Source organism: Vibrio chagasii (assembly GCA_041879415.1).
Classification (GTDB): Bacteria; Pseudomonadota; Gammaproteobacteria; order Enterobacterales; family Vibrionaceae; genus Vibrio.
This window is the reverse complement of sequence record CP090852.1, coordinates 24,819-45,168: the sequence shown is the minus strand read 5'-3', so window position 1 is coordinate 45,168 and position 20,350 is coordinate 24,819. Positions and strand designations below refer to the sequence as shown.

The 20,350-nt window shown below is 45.6% G+C and carries 17 protein-coding genes; 9 read left to right on the top strand and 8 right to left on the bottom strand.

The window, feature by feature from the left end; translation table 11 throughout:
* Positions 1-60 precede the first annotated feature (60 nt).
* The 4 genes from L0991_14325 to L0991_14310 are packed head-to-tail and all read right to left on the bottom strand — an operon-like array spanning position 61 to position 6,290.
* Entirely contained in the window at positions 61-1,095 is a 1,035-nt protein-coding gene (locus tag L0991_14325; protein XGB64737.1) for an AraC family transcriptional regulator, read from the bottom strand.
* Positions 1,092-4,241, bottom strand: a complete 3,150-nt coding sequence (locus tag L0991_14320; GenBank protein XGB64736.1) for an efflux RND transporter permease subunit — start codon at positions 4,239-4,241, stop codon at positions 1,092-1,094. The genes L0991_14325 and L0991_14320 overlap by 4 nt, the downstream gene beginning before the upstream one ends.
* The gene (locus L0991_14315; protein ID XGB64735.1) at positions 4,238-5,413 is read right to left on the bottom strand and encodes an efflux RND transporter periplasmic adaptor subunit; all 1,176 of its coding nucleotides are present in this window, start codon (positions 5,411-5,413) and stop codon (positions 4,238-4,240) included. Before L0991_14315 ends, L0991_14320 begins: the two co-directional genes overlap by 4 nt.
* Positions 5,403-6,290, bottom strand: coding sequence for an ABC transporter six-transmembrane domain-containing protein (locus tag L0991_14310; GenBank protein ID XGB64734.1), 888 nt, complete (start codon positions 6,288-6,290; stop codon positions 5,403-5,405). The genes L0991_14315 and L0991_14310 overlap by 11 nt, the downstream gene beginning before the upstream one ends.
* Positions 6,291-6,470: 180 nt before the next feature.
* Between L0991_14310 and L0991_14305 the strand changes: the two genes are divergently transcribed.
* The 5 genes from L0991_14305 to L0991_14285 all read left to right on the top strand — a co-directional run bounded on the left by L0991_14305 (position 6,471) and on the right by L0991_14285 (position 10,196).
* The gene (locus L0991_14305; protein XGB64733.1) at positions 6,471-7,061 is read left to right on the top strand and encodes a hypothetical protein; all 591 of its coding nucleotides are present in this window, start codon (positions 6,471-6,473) and stop codon (positions 7,059-7,061) included.
* Positions 7,062-7,072: 11 nt separating this feature from the next.
* Positions 7,073-7,984 (top strand): sterol desaturase family protein, encoded by a 912-nt coding sequence (locus L0991_14300; protein XGB64732.1) that lies wholly within the window; start codon positions 7,073-7,075, stop codon positions 7,982-7,984.
* 8 nt (positions 7,985-7,992) lie between these two features.
* Entirely contained in the window at positions 7,993-8,667 is a 675-nt protein-coding gene (locus L0991_14295) for a response regulator transcription factor (GenBank protein XGB64731.1), read from the top strand.
* On the top strand, positions 8,664-9,956 hold the full coding sequence (locus L0991_14290) for a HAMP domain-containing histidine kinase (protein XGB64730.1): 1,293 nt from the start codon (positions 8,664-8,666) through the stop codon (positions 9,954-9,956). Before L0991_14295 ends, L0991_14290 begins: the two co-directional genes overlap by 4 nt.
* 87 nt (positions 9,957-10,043) lie before the next feature.
* Entirely contained in the window at positions 10,044-10,196 is a 153-nt protein-coding gene (locus tag L0991_14285; protein ID XGB64729.1) for a hypothetical protein, read from the top strand.
* Positions 10,197-10,306: 110 nt separating this feature from the next.
* On the opposite strand, the gene L0991_14280 is transcribed toward L0991_14285, so the two are convergent.
* From L0991_14280 to yghU, 3 genes are all read right to left on the bottom strand, one after another.
* Complete coding sequence (locus tag L0991_14280; GenBank protein ID XGB64728.1) at positions 10,307-10,630, bottom strand: DOPA 4,5-dioxygenase family protein; 324 nt, start codon at positions 10,628-10,630, stop codon at positions 10,307-10,309.
* A gap of 218 nt (positions 10,631-10,848) precedes the next feature.
* Positions 10,849-12,075, bottom strand: coding sequence for an NAD(P)/FAD-dependent oxidoreductase (locus tag L0991_14275; GenBank protein XGB64727.1), 1,227 nt, complete (start codon positions 12,073-12,075; stop codon positions 10,849-10,851).
* 200 nt (positions 12,076-12,275) lie between these two features.
* Entirely contained in the window at positions 12,276-13,133 is an 858-nt protein-coding gene (gene yghU, locus L0991_14270) for a glutathione-dependent disulfide-bond oxidoreductase (protein XGB64726.1), read from the bottom strand.
* 274 nt (positions 13,134-13,407) lie between these two features.
* Here yghU and L0991_14265 point away from each other — a divergent pair, with 274 nt between their 5' ends.
* Positions 13,408-13,752 (top strand): YajD family HNH nuclease, encoded by a 345-nt coding sequence (locus tag L0991_14265; protein ID XGB64725.1) that lies wholly within the window; start codon positions 13,408-13,410, stop codon positions 13,750-13,752.
* A gap of 137 nt (positions 13,753-13,889) precedes the next feature.
* Here the strand turns inward: L0991_14265 and L0991_14260 are convergent, their stop codons facing one another.
* Positions 13,890-14,270, bottom strand: a complete 381-nt coding sequence (locus tag L0991_14260) for an NADH:ubiquinone oxidoreductase (protein XGB64724.1) — start codon at positions 14,268-14,270, stop codon at positions 13,890-13,892.
* 596 nt (positions 14,271-14,866) lie between these two features.
* Here L0991_14260 and L0991_14255 point away from each other — a divergent pair.
* From L0991_14255 to L0991_14245, 3 genes are all read left to right on the top strand, one after another.
* Complete coding sequence (locus L0991_14255; protein ID XGB64723.1) at positions 14,867-16,102, top strand: OFA family MFS transporter; 1,236 nt, start codon at positions 14,867-14,869, stop codon at positions 16,100-16,102.
* Positions 16,103-16,158: 56 nt separating this feature from the next.
* Complete coding sequence (locus L0991_14250) at positions 16,159-17,823, top strand: VRR-NUC domain-containing protein (protein XGB64722.1); 1,665 nt, start codon at positions 16,159-16,161, stop codon at positions 17,821-17,823.
* Between the two features lie 144 nt (positions 17,824-17,967).
* Entirely contained in the window at positions 17,968-20,322 is a 2,355-nt protein-coding gene (locus tag L0991_14245; GenBank protein ID XGB64721.1) for a fatty acid cis/trans isomerase, read from the top strand.
* Positions 20,323-20,350: the final 28 nt, after the last annotated feature.

Here is a 20,350-nt window from a genome sequence, read left to right as displayed (position 1 = left end):
GCTCCTTCTATAAAGCGGCTTATTATTAAACAAAGGCTCCTCATATGAGGAGCCTTTTTATTATTCGCTATCTTGTGTGGTTAAAACCGGCAGCTGGAAAGAGAAAGTCACCCCTTCCACATCGTCATCATCTATATGGCGAATCACCTCCACCAAATATCCGTCTACGTCTAACTGTAAGCCTTGTTGCTTAACCGCATTAAACAGCGCTTCTAAAGCCGTGCTGTAGGCGACATCGGAAACCAGATAAACATCGCTACACAAGTAGTATCCTTCAGGAATGATCGCATCGTAACGCTCTTTAGCCACTTGCCAATTACCGATTTCAGCGTCTATGTCGTCCCACTTGTTTCTCATCTGCTTAATTGGTGTTGTGCCCATGAGTTGTGTTGATTTCAGACCATACATTTCAAACGCAGTATCCCAGTCTGGATCGTCTAGTTTGAGCTTCTGCATACCGCGCTCTGGATACCAAACCAACTCTGTCGGCATCGACTTAACCAACTCTTTTTCGATGGAAGACTGCACACCGGGATGCGCCAACCTCTGGATAAAATCGGCCGTCTCTTTTGGTGTCGCGTTGTAACCCATTTCTCTAATGTGCTTTGCAGTCACGCCCAGCTCACGCTTGAGCGCCTTGCCTAACGATTGTGACGACGAGAACCCACAATACTGAGCAATCTCAATCACGCTCCATGGCTCGTCATTAATCAACAAACTAACGGCAATCTGTAGACGTACTCGGCTCAGGTACTGCCCCGGCGTTTCATTAAACAGCTCAGTAAACTGACGATGAAAATGGTATGGCGAGATCGCGCTCTCAGTTGCTATCTCTTCCCAAGTGCGACGCTCCCCCCACTCTTCATGCATTAAGTTAAGCGCATGGCTAAAGCGCTTTTGAAGGTGCTCAGGTAAAGATTCCACCAACGCAATCTCAGGCACCAGTTTAAAACCAGGTACCGAGTGATAGTCAGGTTTGCTCTGTTGCGTCATACGGTCTTTGTTCTCAGGCATAACAGCTCTTGTCTCTTTCCACTTGATCGAGTTCGATCGCTTGGCTTCACTATCGTCTTTGTCCTTTATAAAATCAATCATGAGCGTTCCAAAGTGAGCTGTGTCTGTACATGTGGTTCTTGTTCGACCGGTTCTTTTTCAATTAGATCTTCAACTTGAGGCGCTTTACGGCAAAACAAACCAAGCAACACTGGTATCAAAATCAACGTTACTGCAGTGGCGAACAGTTCACCAAACACCAAGGACACTGCCGCTGGCTTTAAGTACTGTGCTTGCTCCGCAGTTTCACTTAGCAATGGTAACAAGCCACACACAGTGGTAATCGTGGTTAAGAAGATCGCTCTCAAGCGACTGGTGCCAGCAATCACTAGCGCTTTCTGTAATGGAACCCCTTGGCGATATTCAGCATTAAAACGCGTGATCAGTACCAACGAGTCGTTAATCACGATCCCCGTCATGGCCATCATGCCGAACATAGAAAGAATGCTGATCGGCAAGTCCATCAAGTAGTGACCAAAAATCGCGCCTGCGAATCCAAACGGGATGACCGCCATAATGATCATTGGTTGCCAGTAAGACTTCAAAGGCACCGCTAACAAGATATAGATCATCAGCAGAGTCAGAATCATGGCTGATTTAAAGCCATCCGACACTTCCCCTATTTCTTCAAATTCACCACCCGCTTTTATCGTTACACTTGGATATTGAAGGTGCAGAGACTCAATCGTATCTTCAAGTTGCTCACGTGTTTTTTCTGGTGATTGCAGGTCACGGTTTTGCTTCCAGTAGAGGTTAATCACTTGCTCTCGGTCTCGACGATAAACCACTTGCGGTTCTTGCTCGTGACGGAACTCAGCGATATCCCCCATCATCACGCTGCCACCGTTCGGCAACATGATAATGGCTTGCTGTAGCTGAGCTAAGGTTCTGCGCTCATCTCTTGGGTATTGCAGCAATACCTTAGTCTCTTGTCCGTTTTCTAACAGACGATGAACTTCCCTTTCGCCGAACGCTTCACCTGCGAGTTGAGCTAGCGTGGCTTGAGTTAATCCAAGCTGCTGACCATATTGATTCAGCACCAAACGAACTTGTGGTAAACCATCTTGACCATCATCGTAAACATCCGAAACACCTTTTAAGGACGCTAAAGTATCTGTTAGCTGTTCACTGACACGAGACGCCAATTCACGATCGTTGGAAGAGATCGTTAAGAATGTGCCGCCAGCAGGCTCCTCTGCTGCGCTGAATTTGACCGAATAGGCCCCTTCAATTTGCCCAGTACTTTCGCGCCATCGTTTCAGCAGTAAGTTACCCGGCAATAAGCTTAAAGATTCATTAGTGAGCTCAGCAGTGACTTCAATTTCCCCATAGCCATCAGACCAAGCAAGCAGGTTCACCACGGGCTTTTCTTGTAACGGATAATCGTCCATTAAGCCTTTCTCCACCTGAGTCATCGCTTGCTCTACTTGCAGCAAAGCTTGGCGCTGCAGTGGCAACGGCGCACCATCTTCTAGCTCAATAACAGCCGTAATGTAACGCCCCGGAATTTCAGGGAACAGCGCACTTCGAATCGCCCCATTCGACCACATGCCATAAGCCAGTGAGATAACCGCCACAAATCCAAGCAAAGACGCCACTTTGTAGCCAAGTGCAAACTCTAATACTGGCTTATAGATGTTGAGATTGAACCACTGCAAACCGCCTTGAGCGGCATTCTGTACCTTGGCAAAAATACTGGTAGATGGCTTTTTCACTGAAAGCTGAGCCAAGTGTGACGGTAGAATAAATTTGCTTTCAATCAACGAGAAGATCAAAGCGAAGATCACCACTGCCGAAAACCCAGCAAGCACCTTGGCTAATTCATTGTTAATCCAGAGCATTGGAGAAAATGCAGCAATGGTCGTTAGCACACCAAATACAGTTGCCACCGAAACGGAATGCACGCCCTGCCAAGCGGCTATCTTTCCATTTACATTAGAAGAATAGCCGGCGTTACGCGTCCGTTTTTCATGTATCGCTTCACCCACAACCACAGCGTCATCCACCAGCACACCGAGTACCAAGATAAAACCAAACAAGGTGATGTCGTTGATGCTGTAGTTAAAAAGCTGCATTGCAGCGAGCGTCCCTGTCAGCGCAATCGGGATCCCCATCGCGACCCAAAACGCGAGCCTAATCTCTAGAAATATCCCAAGCAAAATCAGTACAATTAGCAAGCCTTGCCATGCGTTTTCGCTCAAACGAAACAGCTGCTCTTCAATGTAAGGCGCCATATCAGCCATAGTATTCAGCTCAATATCCGAAGGCAGAATCGCACGTTGTGCATCCAGAGTTTCACTGATCGCTTCGCTGACTTTAAGCAGATTGTCGGTTTGGCTAGTACTCACCAATAAAGCAATGGCGTTAGAGCCATTGTTACGCACGATAGAGCCGCTGTATTGGTAGCCACGGGTTAGCTTGGCAATGTCTCCCAAGCGTATTTTTCCGTTACTTCCCGAAATCACGACAAGCTGATTGAGCTTCTGCAAATCATTGGCATAACCGTCACCACGAATAACCATTCGGCCTTTGTCACTAATTAGTTCACCACTTCGGGACTCTAGCGAGCGCTGCTCAACTAAACCTGCCAGCTCTTCCAAGCTCAGCCCTAGCGCCTTGAGTTGATCAGGATCTGGCTCGATAACCAACTGAGGCGTTCGAGTTCCCCAATTTGAGACCTTGGAAATTTGAGGGTTCTTCTTCAGCGCTTGCTCAAGTTGCTTAGCAATAGGTTGTAATTCATCATCGGTTCTTGGGCCTGACACCACAACAAACGCAGCTAAGTTGGTAAATTCGTTACGCACCACTTGTGGCCTTTCTGCTTGCACGGGAAAGCCATTGATAGCGTTTACTTGGTTACGAATGTCATCCAACAACTTGTCTAAGTCTGTACTGCTGGTTTTACGTACCACGACCCGAGACACGCCAGCACTCGATTGACTGGTGATCTGCTTGATGCCTGCAATGCCACTGATCGACTCTTCGATTCGTTGCGTCACGCTCTCATCAATCTGTTGTGCAGTACCGCCTGGATACGCCACAGTAATACTGATTGATGATGGTGCAATTTGCGGGAACGACTCGACACGCAACTGACCAAACGCCAGTACGCCACTGATAACAATCGCCATCATCAACAAATTGGCAGCGACTGGGTTATTAATGAACCATTTTGTCATCCAACTCATTGGTTTGCTTCCTTAACCTGTGTGACATCAGATTTACCCGCGAGCATGGCTTCAGAACGGATTCCATTGAACCTAGGCGCGACTTGTTTACCGATAAGCATGGAAGAAAGCGGATATTGCACCACACGGCGAGACTTATCACTTCGATCATTGAAGCGAATTTCAAGCTCTTGACTGCCTTGCCCAATAAGCGTTACCGACTCTTTTCGTAGGCGATCTTCTGTGTCCAATGTCCACACATACCCGTCTCGGGTCATCGCACTCAAAGGTAGGCTTACCACATCATCTTGTAGACCGAGGTTAACCACGGCTTGAACCTGCTGGTTAGGGAAAAGCCTAGGCTTGTGTTGGTAAGGATTTTCAACCGATAGCACTACTTGCCTTTGACGGGTCACCGAATCCACTTCAGGCGACACATAGCGCACCTTCGCCGGCCATTGGCTCCCAGAACGACTCATGACACGAATGCTCGGCTTAACCAAGGCAGCTTGTACTTGTTGCCAATGCATTTCAGATATTGGAAGCTCGATATCAATCGAATCACTGGCGGCTAACTCAAAGGTCACTTGCCCCGCCTCTACCCACTCTCTCGGGCTAATGTGGCGCTTCATGACGACCGCATCAAAAGGCGCCGTAATCACTGACTCTTCGACTAGCTTCTTCGCACTAATATAAGCTTGTTGGGCTTGTTGCAGGTTGACTTTTGCAGCAAGCACTTGGGGTTCTCTGCGCGCAAAGGACGAACTTGTTTTGGGATTGAGCATTTTAAGAGCGACAGTTTGTTCATGCTTAGCCTGTTTCAATTCCAGCTCTGCTTGTTTTAACGCACTTAACGCTTGCGCCAAGTTCGCATCAACGGCGCTGGTGTCTAGCCTCGCCAGCACATCGCCCTTCTTCACTAGTTGTCCCGGTTCAATGTTTTCATTCAGCCACTTAAGTTGCGCACTACTCGACGCTTTAAGTTGAATTGGCCAACGAGCAGCGGTTAAGCCGAGTACCGTTAACGTCGATTCGTGCTGTGAGGGTGTCACCTCCAACACAGAAACCGGTGCCAGTACTGCTTGCTTCTTCACAGGTTCCGCGGCCTCAGGTTCCAATTCATCGACAACAACCAAGGCAGCAAAGATAGCCGCACAACCGACTAATACCGAAAGTGGCTTTTTAAACTTCATAAGGCATCTCCTTGGTAGCCTGTTGGACAGAGGTATGATTGAGTCGCTGACTGATTTCAGTAAGGCGAGAAAGAGTTTGCAGCGTAATTGGCAACATCACTGCGGTTTCAACAAACTCCAATGAATAGGTAACGATAGAGAACACTTGCCCTGCAGTCGGCTGAATAAGCTGGCTCACCATCCACAAATTGCCCACGACTGCGCCAAACAGCACGGTAAAGATCAGTCCGTAAACAATCGCCTCGGTATCTGAAAGCTTAATTTCACACTGTTTAAGTCGCTCAAAGTGCCAACGAAGCGCAGACAAGCGAACACCGCTCAACAGTTGAACCTGCTGTTCGACTTGATCGTTAAATTGGCCATTAAGCCGCGTAAAGGTCTGGTGGAACAAACCATAGATGGCGAGCATCGACAGCCCAGCAAACAACATGCAAAGCGCCAGTGAGAAATGGAATGTGGAGAGAATCACCACAGTCGCAACAAGCTGCACTACTGCCGTCATCAAAGCGGGTAAATCGTCTTCTAAGAAATCAACCAGCTCACGCGACATTGTGAGGCGAGCGTCTTTGGTTGATACAGATAAGCCACGCAGGTTTCGCTCCACGATATTCGCCAGTTTTACACGAATCGCCCCATAAACACGGGTGTCGTAGAAACGGCGAACCACGCTGAGAATGACCAGTACAAAGAGGATCAGTGCCAGCATCACTAAGGGCTGGAAGCTTTGGTTTAATACACCGTCGATGGCATAACCAATAAACAACGGCAGCAAAATAAGCATCACGTTTTCAGCTAGAACCATTAACCAAGTCGCAGCGACCTTTAATGGGTTAAGCCGAATAATCGTTAGCAGAGAGATGGGATGTTTGAATAGCATTATTGAGCCCATAAATGAATATGGCGTCAGTATTACCAATTCGGCATGGGAAAAAGTGTCCCAGATTGCTGTATTAGAAAATTAGGCGCTAGACTCGCCCAACAACCAGCTCGGTTACCTTTTGTTTACCTTGGCTCCGTTACTGTCCTTGATAAGAAAAATGAAAAACAAGGAAATAGCATGAAATTATTCGCTTCATTACTCACGACTGTCGGTATTACTGGCGCAGTTTGGGGGCTATTACATATTCAGCCCGCGATTGCGGATGCCTCAACTGAGCAACCAGTAGCTCAGTCACCAACGAATGACTCCTCAAAGAAACAGTCATCAAAAGAAAAACCACAGGCGACTGCAAATACGACTTACCTGCAAGGTTTGAGCAAGACTATCCCTTTAGAGGATGTGCCTGAGATGTGGGTCGACTTCTACCAAAACCTAGAAGCAAATGATGAGGAGGTCGCACTACAACAGAAAGTGGTCGTGATCTATCAGGACATCAGTTCAGACTTCAGCAAGGCTACTGTCACTATTGGCTTCCCGACTAAGCAATCAATATCAAATAAAAACAATCGCTTAATCCACATTCCAAACAAAGCCAAAGGTACGCTTCTACTTAGTAAAGGCGAACATACTGAACAAGAATTAGCACAAGCTTGGGAAGGGATCGCGATCTTAAAAGAGGTAGATAAAGTTATCGAGCACCACCAATTGAATCAGCATGGGTTGCCAGATTCTAGCGAGTTATACGTCTATTATAAGAATGATCAGTAAAGGATTGGGTTATGGATTTCACTATGGATAGCATTGGGAGTTTTCTCTCTCAAACCTTCTCAGAAACAAGCATCATCCTTACCGAAACTTGGGTAGATGACAATTTTGTATTGCTTGCTGTCGCTCTATTTATCTTTGAGCTTATCCGCTATGCCTTTAAGAAAAAGCTAAGCTGGAACATGTTGGGAGACAGCGCGACTAACTTTGTCACTCTGATCTTCTTGTTGGTGACCGTTTTCTTGGTCGGCCTAGCTTATGTCGGTGCGTTCGTTTATGCCTACGAGAATTTTAGCCTGACTCAGTTGCCAATATCTGGATGGACGATTCTTGGCTGCTTGATCTTGGCGGATCTCGCGTATTACTGGGAGCATCGATTCCTGCACAGCAACGGCCTAGCGTGGGGAACGCACTCTGTTCACCATAGTTCGCCTTACTTCAATATATCGGTCGCCTATCGCTTTGGGCCTTTGGATTGGTTCTTCCCGTTCTTTTTCCATTTACCGTTGATTCTGCTCGGCTTTAATCCGTTCGTCGTGCTGATGTGTGAAACCTTTGTGCAGCTATACCAAACGTTATTGCACACCGAAACGGTTAAGCGGTTGCCACGCCCGGTTGAAGCTGTGTTCAATACGCCTTCGCACCACAGAGTGCATCATGCGACTAACAAGCAATACCTGGATAAAAACTACGCGGGGATATTCATCATTTGGGATCGTATGTTCGGTACGTTCGCCAGAGAAGAGGAAGAAGTCAGATATGGCGTGTTCCCTAGAATCAACTCTGTGAACCCATTTAAGGTATATTTCCACGGCTACGTTAAACTGTGCCAACAGCTATGGCACGCACCAAGTTGGAACTACCGACTGCAACTTCTGATTCAGCCGCCTATCTGGGCTTGGAAACGAGAACGAGAGACAAAGTAAGGACACTTATGAGCATTAACGCCCTGTTGATTGAAGACGACAGTGACTTGGCAGAAGCCATTGCGGACTACATGGAACTCGACGGTTTCGAATTCGACTTTGCCTACAATGGCGCAGCAGGGCTTAACCTCGCCTTAGAAGGACGTTATGACATCATCTTAACGGACATCAACATGCCTAAAATGGATGGGCTCGATGTCTGCCAATCACTTCGGCAACAAGGCGTCACCACTCCTATTCTCATGCTGACAGCAAGAGACACATTGCAAGATAAGCTCGCCGGTTTCGAAGTCGGCTCGGATGATTACCTAGTGAAACCTTTTGCGATGGAAGAGCTCAAAATGAGATTGATGGCGCTGGTTCGTCGTGCTCAAGGTACGGTGACGACTTTGTCTGTAGCCGATCTCAAATTGGACTTGGATAAGCACCAAGCTATTAGAGACGGCAAACTATTGAAGCTCTCTCCAGTGTGTTGGCGAATGCTTGTGATGTTAGTGCGAAACAGCCCAAATGTGGTGAGCAAAGCCAAGCTTGAAGAAGCCTGGGAAGACGAGATACCAAGCTCTGACAGCGTGAAAGCGCACCTATTTAAACTTCGCCAAGTGGTCGATGCTCCCTTTGATACCAAGCTAATACATACCGTTCACAGCATTGGTGTGGTCTTACATGAGGAACAGTCATGAAGCAGGCAAACGTGAATCGAGTCAGCATCAAGCGCGACATCTACCTCTATCTATTTGGCATTGTTGTGTTACTTACCGCCATATACAGCTTAATGGTTTCACAGAGCTATCATATTGGCCTGAACGAATCAGCAAAGTATGGATTCTTATATGAGCTAGAAGTTGCAGAGCAGCGTTACATTGAGACGGGAGAGTTACCCAGCTACCAAAACCCAACCTTTCAAGCCTTTCTAAGCTACTCAGAAGTTCCGACTCAATTTCAACAAGCCTTTGATTGGGACACGTTTGATAACGACGCTATTTATGAACATTACGACTCACCAGCCAGTAATGAGTCTGGGCAATACCTCTACGCTGCCAAGCATTCAATTTCTGGTACAGACGAATCGCTGTACATCATTTCTGAGTACGATGAGGGGATTTATCTGAAGCTATTCGAGCTCAACCCACCTGAATCCGTCAATCAGATAAACAGCGCCTTTATCGCCATTGGTGCACTTTTACTTTTGGTGTTCTTGATCATTCGCCTTTTGATACACCGAGTCACCAAACCGATTATTACTCTATCAAAATGGTCAGAATCGCTTGATGTAAACAACACACAAGGGCTGGCTAAGTTTCGATATAAAGAGATCGACCAATTAGCATTACAGCTTGTTAAGAGTGTGCAAGGTGAACGCCAAGCCAATGAACGTGAGAGCTTTTTCTTAAGAGCAGCGAGCCACGAGTTAAGAACGCCGATTGCAACTATTTCAGCGAGTGGGGATATGCTGGTTCGATTGTCTGACAACATTCCGAACAGCGGTCAGCGAGCTATCGCACGAATTCAACGTTCCGCCACCAATATGAAAGCCTTGGTCACGACGCTGCTTTGGATGAGCCGTAATAGCGAGATAGAAACCAACTATGGACAGATTAAGCTCACTCCCCTTATCAGTAACATTATCGAAAGCCAACGTTACCTTTTAAAAGACAAAGAAGTAGATATCCAAATCAATATTGATCCAGAAGAACATACCCTTCCCCGCGAGCTGACCGAAGTCGTGCTGACTAATTTAGTCCGTAATGCATTCCAACACGGCGGAAGTGGAGAGATCCGTATCACCCTGTCTCAAACTCAGTTTGAGGTCACCAACCGTTTAGAGGATGAAAACATAACCCACGACTCTGAGCAGCAAACCTCATTTGGTATTGGCCTAGAGCTCATTGAGCGCGTTTGTCAGAACCAAGGGTGGCGATTTACTCATGGAACTCACGACAACGAGTTCAGCGTTAAAGTGGTGCTTTAACGAATTTAGAAATCGGAATCAGATGGTGACCAAATGTTTACCTTCGCTTGGTTATGCTAGTCGCACAATCAAGTTAGGAGTTATGTTATGGGTACTTGGATTTTAGAAACACTATTGTGGGCAATTGTTACTGTGGCTGTGTGTGTCGCGATTTGGGGATTTAACTTGCCTAATATTTTAATCGCATTAGGTGTTTCGGTGGCGGTGTCTCTGATACTGGGGAATAGTTGGAGAAGCTAGTTATTCAAGAAGTAAGATGGGTTTACAAGTTAGTGAGCTTTGGCACACCCGACAGCCGTTACCTTAACCAAATGCTTTGATTAGGTGCACACTGTCGGGCGAAAACTAAATTAGCTACTTAGTGTGTCTTCAAAGACACCTAGCTCACGACCCAGCCAGATCGCTCGTACTGTATGGTCTAATGTTTCTTCACCACCGGTTACAGGGTGAATCAGAACCGACATATCACCACGCTCTTGCTCAAGCCATTCCACGATACCCGACTCTTTGTTGGCAAAATGAATCTCAAACATCGGCATTTTATGTGGACCAACTAAGCGTTGTACTAAAGGAAAAACCTCTAATACGTCTTTACGCTCAGATAGAATCTTTTGACGCAGTGTTTCTGCTTGCTCTGCAAATCGCAGAGGGAAATAAACATGACCGTGGTACATGGCACCATCCTTTAGAATTATGATGTCGCAAGTTTATACCTAAACCGCATTCAATAGCTAAAGCTAAATATTATAAGCCAACCAAATCAGCACTCACGATTTTACGCGGTATCGCAGTTGTAGGCTGCCTTTTGCACAAAAGAAAAGCGCCATACATAATCTTATGTATGGCGCTCATTTACTTATCAATCTGAGGGTAAGCCTCGAACCTATCTACGTTAGATCTTTTTACTGTATGGGTTTAGCGCGCATTTAAGTCTCTTTAATACGACCAATGCTGTCACACGTCCCCAACTAAACAACACTCTTTGATGTAAACGGAAAATAGTGTCGTAAAGGTTTCGTACAAATCTACCACGCAAAAGCACTCTATCATTCATCAGCGCGCCGACTGCATAGTCATGCCCAACCGCTACCAACATGCCTCCATCGTGGAACACAAAGGGTTGTAACGCCTTACCTTTCGCTAAACGCTTGAACTGCTGAGCCAAGTGACCCGCGGCTTGGTTAGCAGCTTGAGCTCTTGGTGGAACAAAAGAACCATCGGGTTGTGGACACTCTGCACTGTCGCCAATCACAAAGATATCGTTGTCATTGGTTGTTCTTAGTGTCTGATCTACAACTAATTGATTGATTCGATTTGTCTCTAAACCGTCTAATTCACTTAGCCAATCAGCACATTTAATACCAGCAGCCCACACTTGCAGATCTGCTGAAATAATCTCACCTTCTGAAGTGACTAATTTTGCCTCTTCGGCTCTTTGAATTCGAGTACCAGTTCTAACGTTGATACCGTGTTTTACCAAAGCTTCATGAACTCGTTTCGACATGCATTCAGGCCCAGCAGGCAACACACGATCAGCCGCTTCAATCAAAGTGATTTCAAGGCTGCCTTCCTGACGATAGCGCTGTAGCTTGGCGCTCACTTTGGCTAGCTCTGCCGCCAGTTCAACGCCCGTTGCACCTGCGCCAACAATTGAAATTTTGCGCTGACTGCTTGCTCTCAGTAGAGGGTTGATCTCCTGCCAAGCTTTCTGTGCTTGCCCTGCTGAATCAAGGAATAGACAGTGTTCACTGACACCTTCTGTTTTAAAGTCATTGCTAATGGCGCCGACCGCAATAACAAGGTAGTCGTATTCTAGTTCTTGTGTCGTACCGCTAAAATGATTCAGCTTGATCACTTTATTAGCACGCTCTAAGCCGCTCATTGAGGCTTGAACATAGGTGTAACCATTACAAGATGCATGCTGGAAGTAGCTGACAGCGTCGAGTTCTTCGTCGAATGTCCCCGCTGCAATTTCGTGTAAGCGCGGTTTCCAGTAGTGGTGTGACGATGGCTCAACAAGTGTCACATCATAACGTTTATCACGACCTAAGCGCGTAACCAATTCAAGGCCAGCAGCGCCGCCGCCAACCACAACAATCTTTTCTTTCTGTTTCAACATTCGCTTACCCACCATGCCTAAAGGCAAAATCTTTCTGATGGAGCGCATTATATTTATAACAAAATTAATGATAATCCCAATTTAAATCAAATCACCTTTACGAATTTGTAATAATTAGACTAAGATTGATTAAATACAGGATCAAAAAAGCGCCACATTCCAAAAGAATATGTGGCGCTTTTATCTACCTTAAATAAAAACTAAGGCTTTAGTTTCAGCACGTTATCAATGTCTTCAGCCGAGTGGCGCTCTGGTACTTGCTCCCACTCTTCGCCCCATGAGCGGTTAATAATACGACCACGCTGGAAGCCTTCACGCGCTTCTAGCAACTTCGCCCAACGAACGACATTGGTGTAAGACTCAACTTGTAAGAACTCAGCGGCGTCATAAAGGTTGCCGAGCACTAGGTTGCCATACCAAGGCCAAATCGCCATATCAGCGATAGTCAGTTCTTCTCCAGCGACAAAGGTACTGTTTGCTAGCTGCTTATCCAGTACGTCTAGCTGACGCTTAGCTTCCATCGCGAAACGGTTAATTGGGTACTCTTGCTTTTCATCTGCGTAAGCGTAGAAGTGACCGAAACCACCGCCTAGGAATGGGGCTGAGCCTTGTGCCCAGAATAGCCAGTTAAACGTTTGAGAACGAGCTGCACCCTCTTTCGGTAAGAAGTGACCAAACTTTTCAGCTAAATGAACCAGAATGGAAGCCGATTCAAAAACGTTCACATCTTCACTGCCAGACTTATCGACCAAAGCAGGAATTTTCGAGTTAGGGTTTACACCAACAAAACCAGAAGAGAATTGATCCGACTCTCCAATGTTGATCAAGTACGCATCATATTCAGCTTCTTTCACACCGGCGGCTAGTAGCTCTTCAAGCATGATCGTCACTTTCTGGCCATTCGGTGTGCCAAGAGAGTAGAGTTGCAAAGCATGTTCACCAACAGCCAGATCTTTGTCGAATCGAGCGCCAGATTCAGGGCTATTAATATTTGCCCACTTGTTACCACCGGCAGCATCGTTAACCCACACTTTAGGTGGTGTGTATTGTTCTGACATGATATTTCCTTATTAGTATAGGGTCTTACCAACAGATATTAGGTCACATTTACTCGGTTAAAACCCCTCAATGCGTTTTCTTTTCAAACTGTTAAGCATGCCTTATTCCAGAAAGACATATCCAACATACAGCCCCCTTTGTCTAAGCGTTCGCAAACCAGCCCAGCGTAAAATTGATGTTGGTTAAAGCAAAGTATCATTTAGTGACAACACCTCTAGAGCTTCAATAAAGCTGTGATAATATCGACTGATTACAACAAATAGGAATTTGGCAATGTCTTCAGATTACAATGGCTCAAGCGCGGCATACGCTCGCCAAGAGCAAGGTTACCGTGAGAAAGCACTCAAACTTTACCCGTGGGTTTGTGGTAAGTGTGCACGTGAGTTTGTTTACTCGAACCTAAGAGAGCTAACGGTTCACCACGTCGACCATGACCACACGAATAACCCTGAAGACGGCAGTAATTGGGAACTATTGTGCCTTTACTGTCACGATCATGAACATTCTAAATACACAGACCACGAACGCTACGGTGTCGATGCCACAGCGCGTTTAGATGACCACCAAACGGCTACACATAACCCGTTTGCTGACCTAGCGAAGATGATGAAAAAGTAAAACGCTCTTCATTTCAGGCTCGACAACAAGAAACCCCAGTATGTCGCCATACTGGGGTTTCTTTTATCTGCGGCCAAATAAAATCTCGCAGGATCAAAAAAGCCTTCCGAAGAAGGCTTTTGAAAATCTGTTTTTAACTATGCTGCAGCTTGCTTGCGAGACTCTTCAATCTGTTTCTCACGTTTCTTTAATGTCAGCTTATCGCGGTAAGAGAACCACACGTAAGACACAACCACTAAGAAGAATAGGTAAGACAATGAGAAGATGAATGGTGACTGGATAATATCGTTAGAGATACCCCAAGACACGCCTACCACTGTTACCGCGATTTTAGCAAAGAAGCCACACAGTAGAAGCACTAGAGCCAACTGAGGGAAACGTGTGCTGCGGAATGCAAGCCAGTAGCAACTTCCCACTGCAAGTGCTGCAATGTAGAAACCGAATAAGAAAGAATGAATATGATCAGCGGCTGCTACACCACCAGTAATCGACATCAGTAGAATTAAAAATAGTTTCATAACACTTGCCTCTTAGTAGACTAGAAACGCATCCTTTCAAATTTGAAATCTCAGTTTGCAGACTATTTTCCCACTTTTTACGGACAAAACAAGCCCAAAAAACGAACAAATTGTAACCAGCAAGAAACATAAAGCACCATGTTAACAATCAATTAACATTCATAAATTCAACAAACTAAGTCCCTTCTAGGGTTGTGGCGATTAATGTCCAATTTGATTTATTTTGTTACACAAAATTAACCACAGAAATAATTTAAAATTAATTGCAATGATGTGATGACAGCACGGTTTGTAGGGGCACTAGCAGGAAGAGATTGGGTAAAAGCATGAATACTGGAGCCTAAAGCAGCAAAGTGTACAAAAAAGAAAGGTGTTAACAACAACTGCAACACGCATAAAAAACAGTTCTTTAACAACTCAAGTTTAATTTTGATAAAAATGGAAAAAGAGATTCCAATCACATTTTTATTGGTTATAATCCGCGCTCTTTTGCGCTATCTGTTGATAAACGCAAACTAATTTTGAAGAAACAATCACAATAACCCGTCTTTAGTCCTGTGGCTCTCACTAGACCAAAGACAAAACTGAGAATAAAAATGAGCAAGATTGATAAAGCTACACGTATCCTGCTAGCAGGCTTCTGTATCAACCTTTGTCTTGGCATCCTGTATGCTTGGAGTGTATTTAACAAAGCCCTACAAGGTGAAGGCTGGTCTGCAGCTGAAGCATCAGCACCATACGCGACTGCAACAATCACATTCTCTATCTGTCTTCTTGTTGCTGGTATCCTACAAGACCGCATGGGTCCACGTAAGATCCTAATTCTTGGTACAGCTCTTACTGGCCTTGGCATGATCGCATCAGGTTTTGCGACTTCTCCACTAATGCTAAACATCACATTCGGTGTTATGGCAGGTGCGGGTATCGGCTTCGGTTACGCATGTCTTTCTCCTTCAGCAATGAAGTGGTTCCACCCTTCTAAGAAAGGTATGGTTAACGGTCTTATAGCAGCAGGCTTCGGTCTAGCGGCAATTTACCTTGCTCCAGTTACTGCTGCTCTTATCGAGAGCATGGGCATCCAAACAAGCTTTAAGATTCTTGGTGTTGGTGTACTAGCAATCGCTGTACCTCTAGCAGCAACAATCAACAACCCACCAGCGGGTTACGCTCCAGCTGAGCCAAAAGTAAAAGCTGGCCAAGCTCCAAAAGCGGTTAAGAAGAGCGAAGACCTATCTTGGAAAGTAATGCTGAAGACTCCTCAGTTCTACTCTCTATGGATCATGTACGCATTCGCAGCTTCTGTTGGTCTAATGATCATCGGTAACATCACAAGTATCGCAAGCGCTCAAGCAAACCTACCAAACGCGGTTTACCTTGCTTCTATCCTTGCTGTATTTAACTCAGGCGGTCGTGTTGCTGCTGGTATGCTTGCTGACAAGATCGGTGGCGTTCGTACTCTTCTACTTGCATTCATTCTGCAAGGCGCAAACATGGCTCTATTCGCTACGTTTAACACTGAGTTCACGCTAATCATCGGTACAGCGGTTGCAGCGGTTGGTTACGGTACTCTACTAGCAGTATTCCCAACGCTTACAGCTGAATTCTACGGTCTTAAAAACTACGGTACTAACTACGGCGTGCTTTACACGGCATGGGGTATCGGTGGTGCAATCGGTACAGCGGTTGTTGGTTACTCGATGACTAACGGCGATAGCTACGGTCTTGCTTACACTATCTCTGCAGCAATGATGGCAGTATGTATTGTTCTAGCAATCATCACTAAGCCAATGTCTGAAGCAAAAGTTGCTGAGCTAAAAGCATCTCAAGCTTAATCTGATAAAAGATTGAATTTGAAAAGAAAGAGCTTAACCTTAGGGTTAGGCTCTTTTTGTATCAAGCGACGTATCAAGTGACATTAGAATCCACTCCTCAACTGCACCCAACTTACTATCTCGACAACTTCAATCGACTGATTGAACACGCTCAAACGCACTACCATGACTTACTGAGCGCCGATGAAACTCGTTGGCTACAAAGTTACAAGCACCTTTCTACACATAGCCAGTGTTTAATGGTTCGTTTGCTGTCTCGTAAGGGGTGCTGGTTTCGCAGTGATAAACTCGACTACGTTGAAATACCCAATCTCCCCGGTGCGTTGCATGAGCTAAGTACATCAGGCTTTATTGCTCTGAGTAATCCTAAAGCTTCGCACAACCTTGTTATCACAGAGCTTGAGCTAGGCTTACACTTGCTCACTAAGCCTGAGCTAGTCAACGTGTTCCCTACCCTAAAAAGCAGTAAGTCGGCTAAAAAAGACGTGCTATTAGGACTGCTGACTCAACAACCTTTTGAAAATTATGAAGTGTTAACATTTGACTGTATCCATGTTAATGAAGCCGAAGTTATCGATGTATTGCTGCTACTCTTTTTCGCCAATACATACCAAGATCTCAGTCAGTTCGTGTTAAGCGATCTTGGCCTGAACACCTTTGAAAACTACCCATTGAGTAAGCAGCGTCGCTTCTTCAACTCCAGAGAGCAGCTCAACCAACTGCTCTCAATGCGCGACGTTCAACGCCAATATTATGAAGGCGACCGTAAGGACAGCGACGTTCTTGAGCACCTTTTGCAATCCTTGCCGTGCGAATCAGAACATCGCACCATTGCGCGAAAGCGCTCGCGCCTGATCAATGACATTGCTCGGGATCTAGAAAGGCTCAATCAGAACGAAAAAGCCGTTCATTGGTTTAAGCAATCATCACTTCCACCGAGCAGAGAGCGGCTTGCTCGCATCTACGACAAGCAAGATGAGCTAGACCTAATGGGTGACACCGTCACGGATATGCAAACCAACCCATCTGACGTATCAGAACTGGAAGTCGCCGTTAAGCTTGAGCAAAAGTTGCTACGCAAGCAGGGACAAAAGGTTCCACGCACTTCAAAACCAATTTGCGAACAAATTAGATTGGAATTAGACCTAAGCCAAACCAGAGTTGAGCTTGCCGTTAAGCAACATTTTGAAGCTCAAGGTTGGGAAGTCTACTTTTCGGAGAACAGCTTTCTGTGTGGGTTGTTCGGTTTGGCGTTTTGGGATGTAATTTTCTCAGATGTCGAGGGGGCGTTTATCAACCGCTACCAATATCGACCATTGGATCTCTATCATTCAGACTTTCAACAAAAGCGTGAATTGCAAATTAATGCCGTATTCCAAACCATCTCGAACCAAGGCATTGAACACTTGCTCGATGTCTATGATGAAAAGCTTGGCATTGCTAATCCGTTTGTGCATTGGAATCACTTCCCTAACGCTCTGATAAAACAGAGTATCAACACCGTGCCGAACGTCCTGCTTATCGAACTATTTAAGGTGATGTTGAGCGACCTAAAGCTATTTAGAACCGGAATGCCTGACCTGATCGCCTTTAAAAATGACCAATTTCACTGGATAGAAGTTAAAGGCCCTGGAGACAAATTACAAGATAACCAATGGCGTTGGATAAAGGAATTCGAGCGACTCTCAGTCCCCTTCTCCGTTTGTTACGTTAACCAATAGACCTGAATACTAAGCTCTATGCCCACAGCCAAGCCTAGCGAATCACTCAATCCTATAGAGATCTTGTCTACAAAATTGTCAGAACATGAGCATTTTCAATCATTTTCGATATAATTAGAAAAAATGCCAAATATCTAAGTACGTATGAATTTGAAAAAACTCTTCATTTTGTCTCTTGTCAGCGTGTTCTCAGGTTGTGCCGTGTACGCGGGTCTAAACTTCGATGAGCTGTTTGGCGAACAACAAGTTCGTGATCGCCAAACGCCTATCCTTTCAGCTCAATCGCAACACTTTCTCAACGAAGTTAAACCGATCATTGATAACCGATGTGTTGTTTGTCACGCCTGCTACGATGCACCTTGCCAACTTAAAATGTCTTCTGTGGAAGGTATCGACCGAGGTGCAAGTAAAGCACTGGTTTATCAAGGTACTCGTTTAACGGCATCGGCTCCCACTCGCTTGTTTGAAGATGCGTTAACCACACAAGAGTGGCGCGACGCTGATTTCCACCCTGTACTCAACGAACGTATGCAGAACTCGACCGCCAACTTAGATGCCGGGCTGGTCTCTCGTATGTTGATACAGAAAGAGAATCACCCACTTCCAGAGCAAACGCAGCTAGAAGGTTTCGACTTTTCAATTGATCGTGACCAACAGTGCCCGACTATCGAAGAGTACGCTCAATATGAAAGAGATTACCCTACGTGGGGGATGCCTTATGGTATGCCTAACTTAGACAAGACAGAATACGCGACTCTGATGAGCTGGCTAGAAAATGGCGCTTTGATGAACGAACATATTCCGCTAAGTGAAGCTGAGCAAGAGCTGGTTAATACTTACGAAAAGTTCCTTAACAAGAGTTCAAGAAAGAGCCAACTTTCAGCACGTTACATCTACGAACACCTGTTCTTATCACACGTTTATTTTTCAGAATTAGGTCAACCGACACGCTTCTTCTCGATTGTTCGTTCTGCTACACCTCCTGGCGAACCGGTCAAGCGTATCACCACTCGTCGCCCTTATGACGATCCAAAAGTCCCTCGTGTGTACTACCGTCTTATCCCTGAGCAAGGCACAATTGTCGACAAGACACACATGCCTTTCGCCCTCAATGAAGAACGCCTGAAAAACTGGAACACTTGGTTCGTTGATGCCGATTACACTGTAGATAAGCTGCCAAGTTACGATATTGATGTTGCCGCGAACCCAATGACCTCGTTTGAAGCCTTGCCTGTAAACTCTCGCTTTAAGTTTATGCTCGACAACGCTCAGAACACCATCATGGCTTACATTAAAGGCCCTGTGTGTCGTGGTCAGTTGGCATTAAACGTGATTAACGACCGATTCTGGGTATTCTTTATTGATCCAGACAAGGCCGATCTTCCAGAGATCAACGCCTTCTATGCAAGCCAACGTGACAATCTTAAGCTTCCTAGTGAACTTGAAAGTAACACGGTTCCTGCAACGAACTGGGTTAGATATTCAAAACAGCAAGCACGCTACCTGGAAGGTAAATCAGACTTTGCTAACAAGTGGTTTAAAAATGGTGAGAACTTAACGACAGACGTTATCTGGGATGGCAATGGCACCAACCCGAACGCTGCCCTTACCGTTTTCCGTCACTTTGACAGTGCATCAGTGGTACAAGGCTTAGTGGGTCCTCAACCTAAAACGGCGTGGATTCTGGATTATGCACTTTTAGAAAGAATTCATTACCTACTTGTAGCTGGCTTCGATGTTTACGGAAACTTTGGCCACCAGCTTATCACGCGTATGTTTATGGACTTCTTGCGTCTTGAAGGTGAAAGTAACTTCTTAACCCTGTTACCAAAAGATGTACGACACCTTGAGCACTCAAGCTGGTATCAAAATCAAAGCGTCCAGTTGAGCGACTTCTTACAACGTAATATCGCACCTTTTGATCAGCCAACTAGCGTGGTGTATAAAACCGCCGATCCAAAACGCGAGCTGCTCGATAAGTTGAAAGATAAGTTGAGTCCGATACTCAATGACCGTTATGAGATCGTCGATACAGGCTTTAGCCGTAAAAATGAAGCGCTGCTTAAACAGGTGAGCTTGGTGAAAGGTGAAGGCCTACGCCATGTGCCTCAACTCGTGATGATCATGATTGAGGGGGAAAACGGTGAAGAACAACTGTTCACCATGATTCACAATAACGCTCACAGCAACATTTCTAGCCTGTTTAACGAAGAAGGTAACAGAGATTACGCTAATGACGACTTAACGCTCGTCCGAGGCATTGTAGGCAGCTATCCAGCCGCTTACCTATCACTGACAGAGAAGGAAATTCCAACTCTAGTGAAGTCTCTTCAAAACTTACAGACTGAAGAAGATTACGTAGCGCTACTCGATAAGTTTGCTATCCGACGCAGCTCTAGTGAGTTCTGGCCGTTCAGTGACCGAGTTCATCGTTGGTACCAACAAGACCGACCGATTGAGTTCGGACTATTGGACTACAACCGCTTCGAAAACCGTTAGTCCGAAGCATCGCTTTAAAAACAAAAAT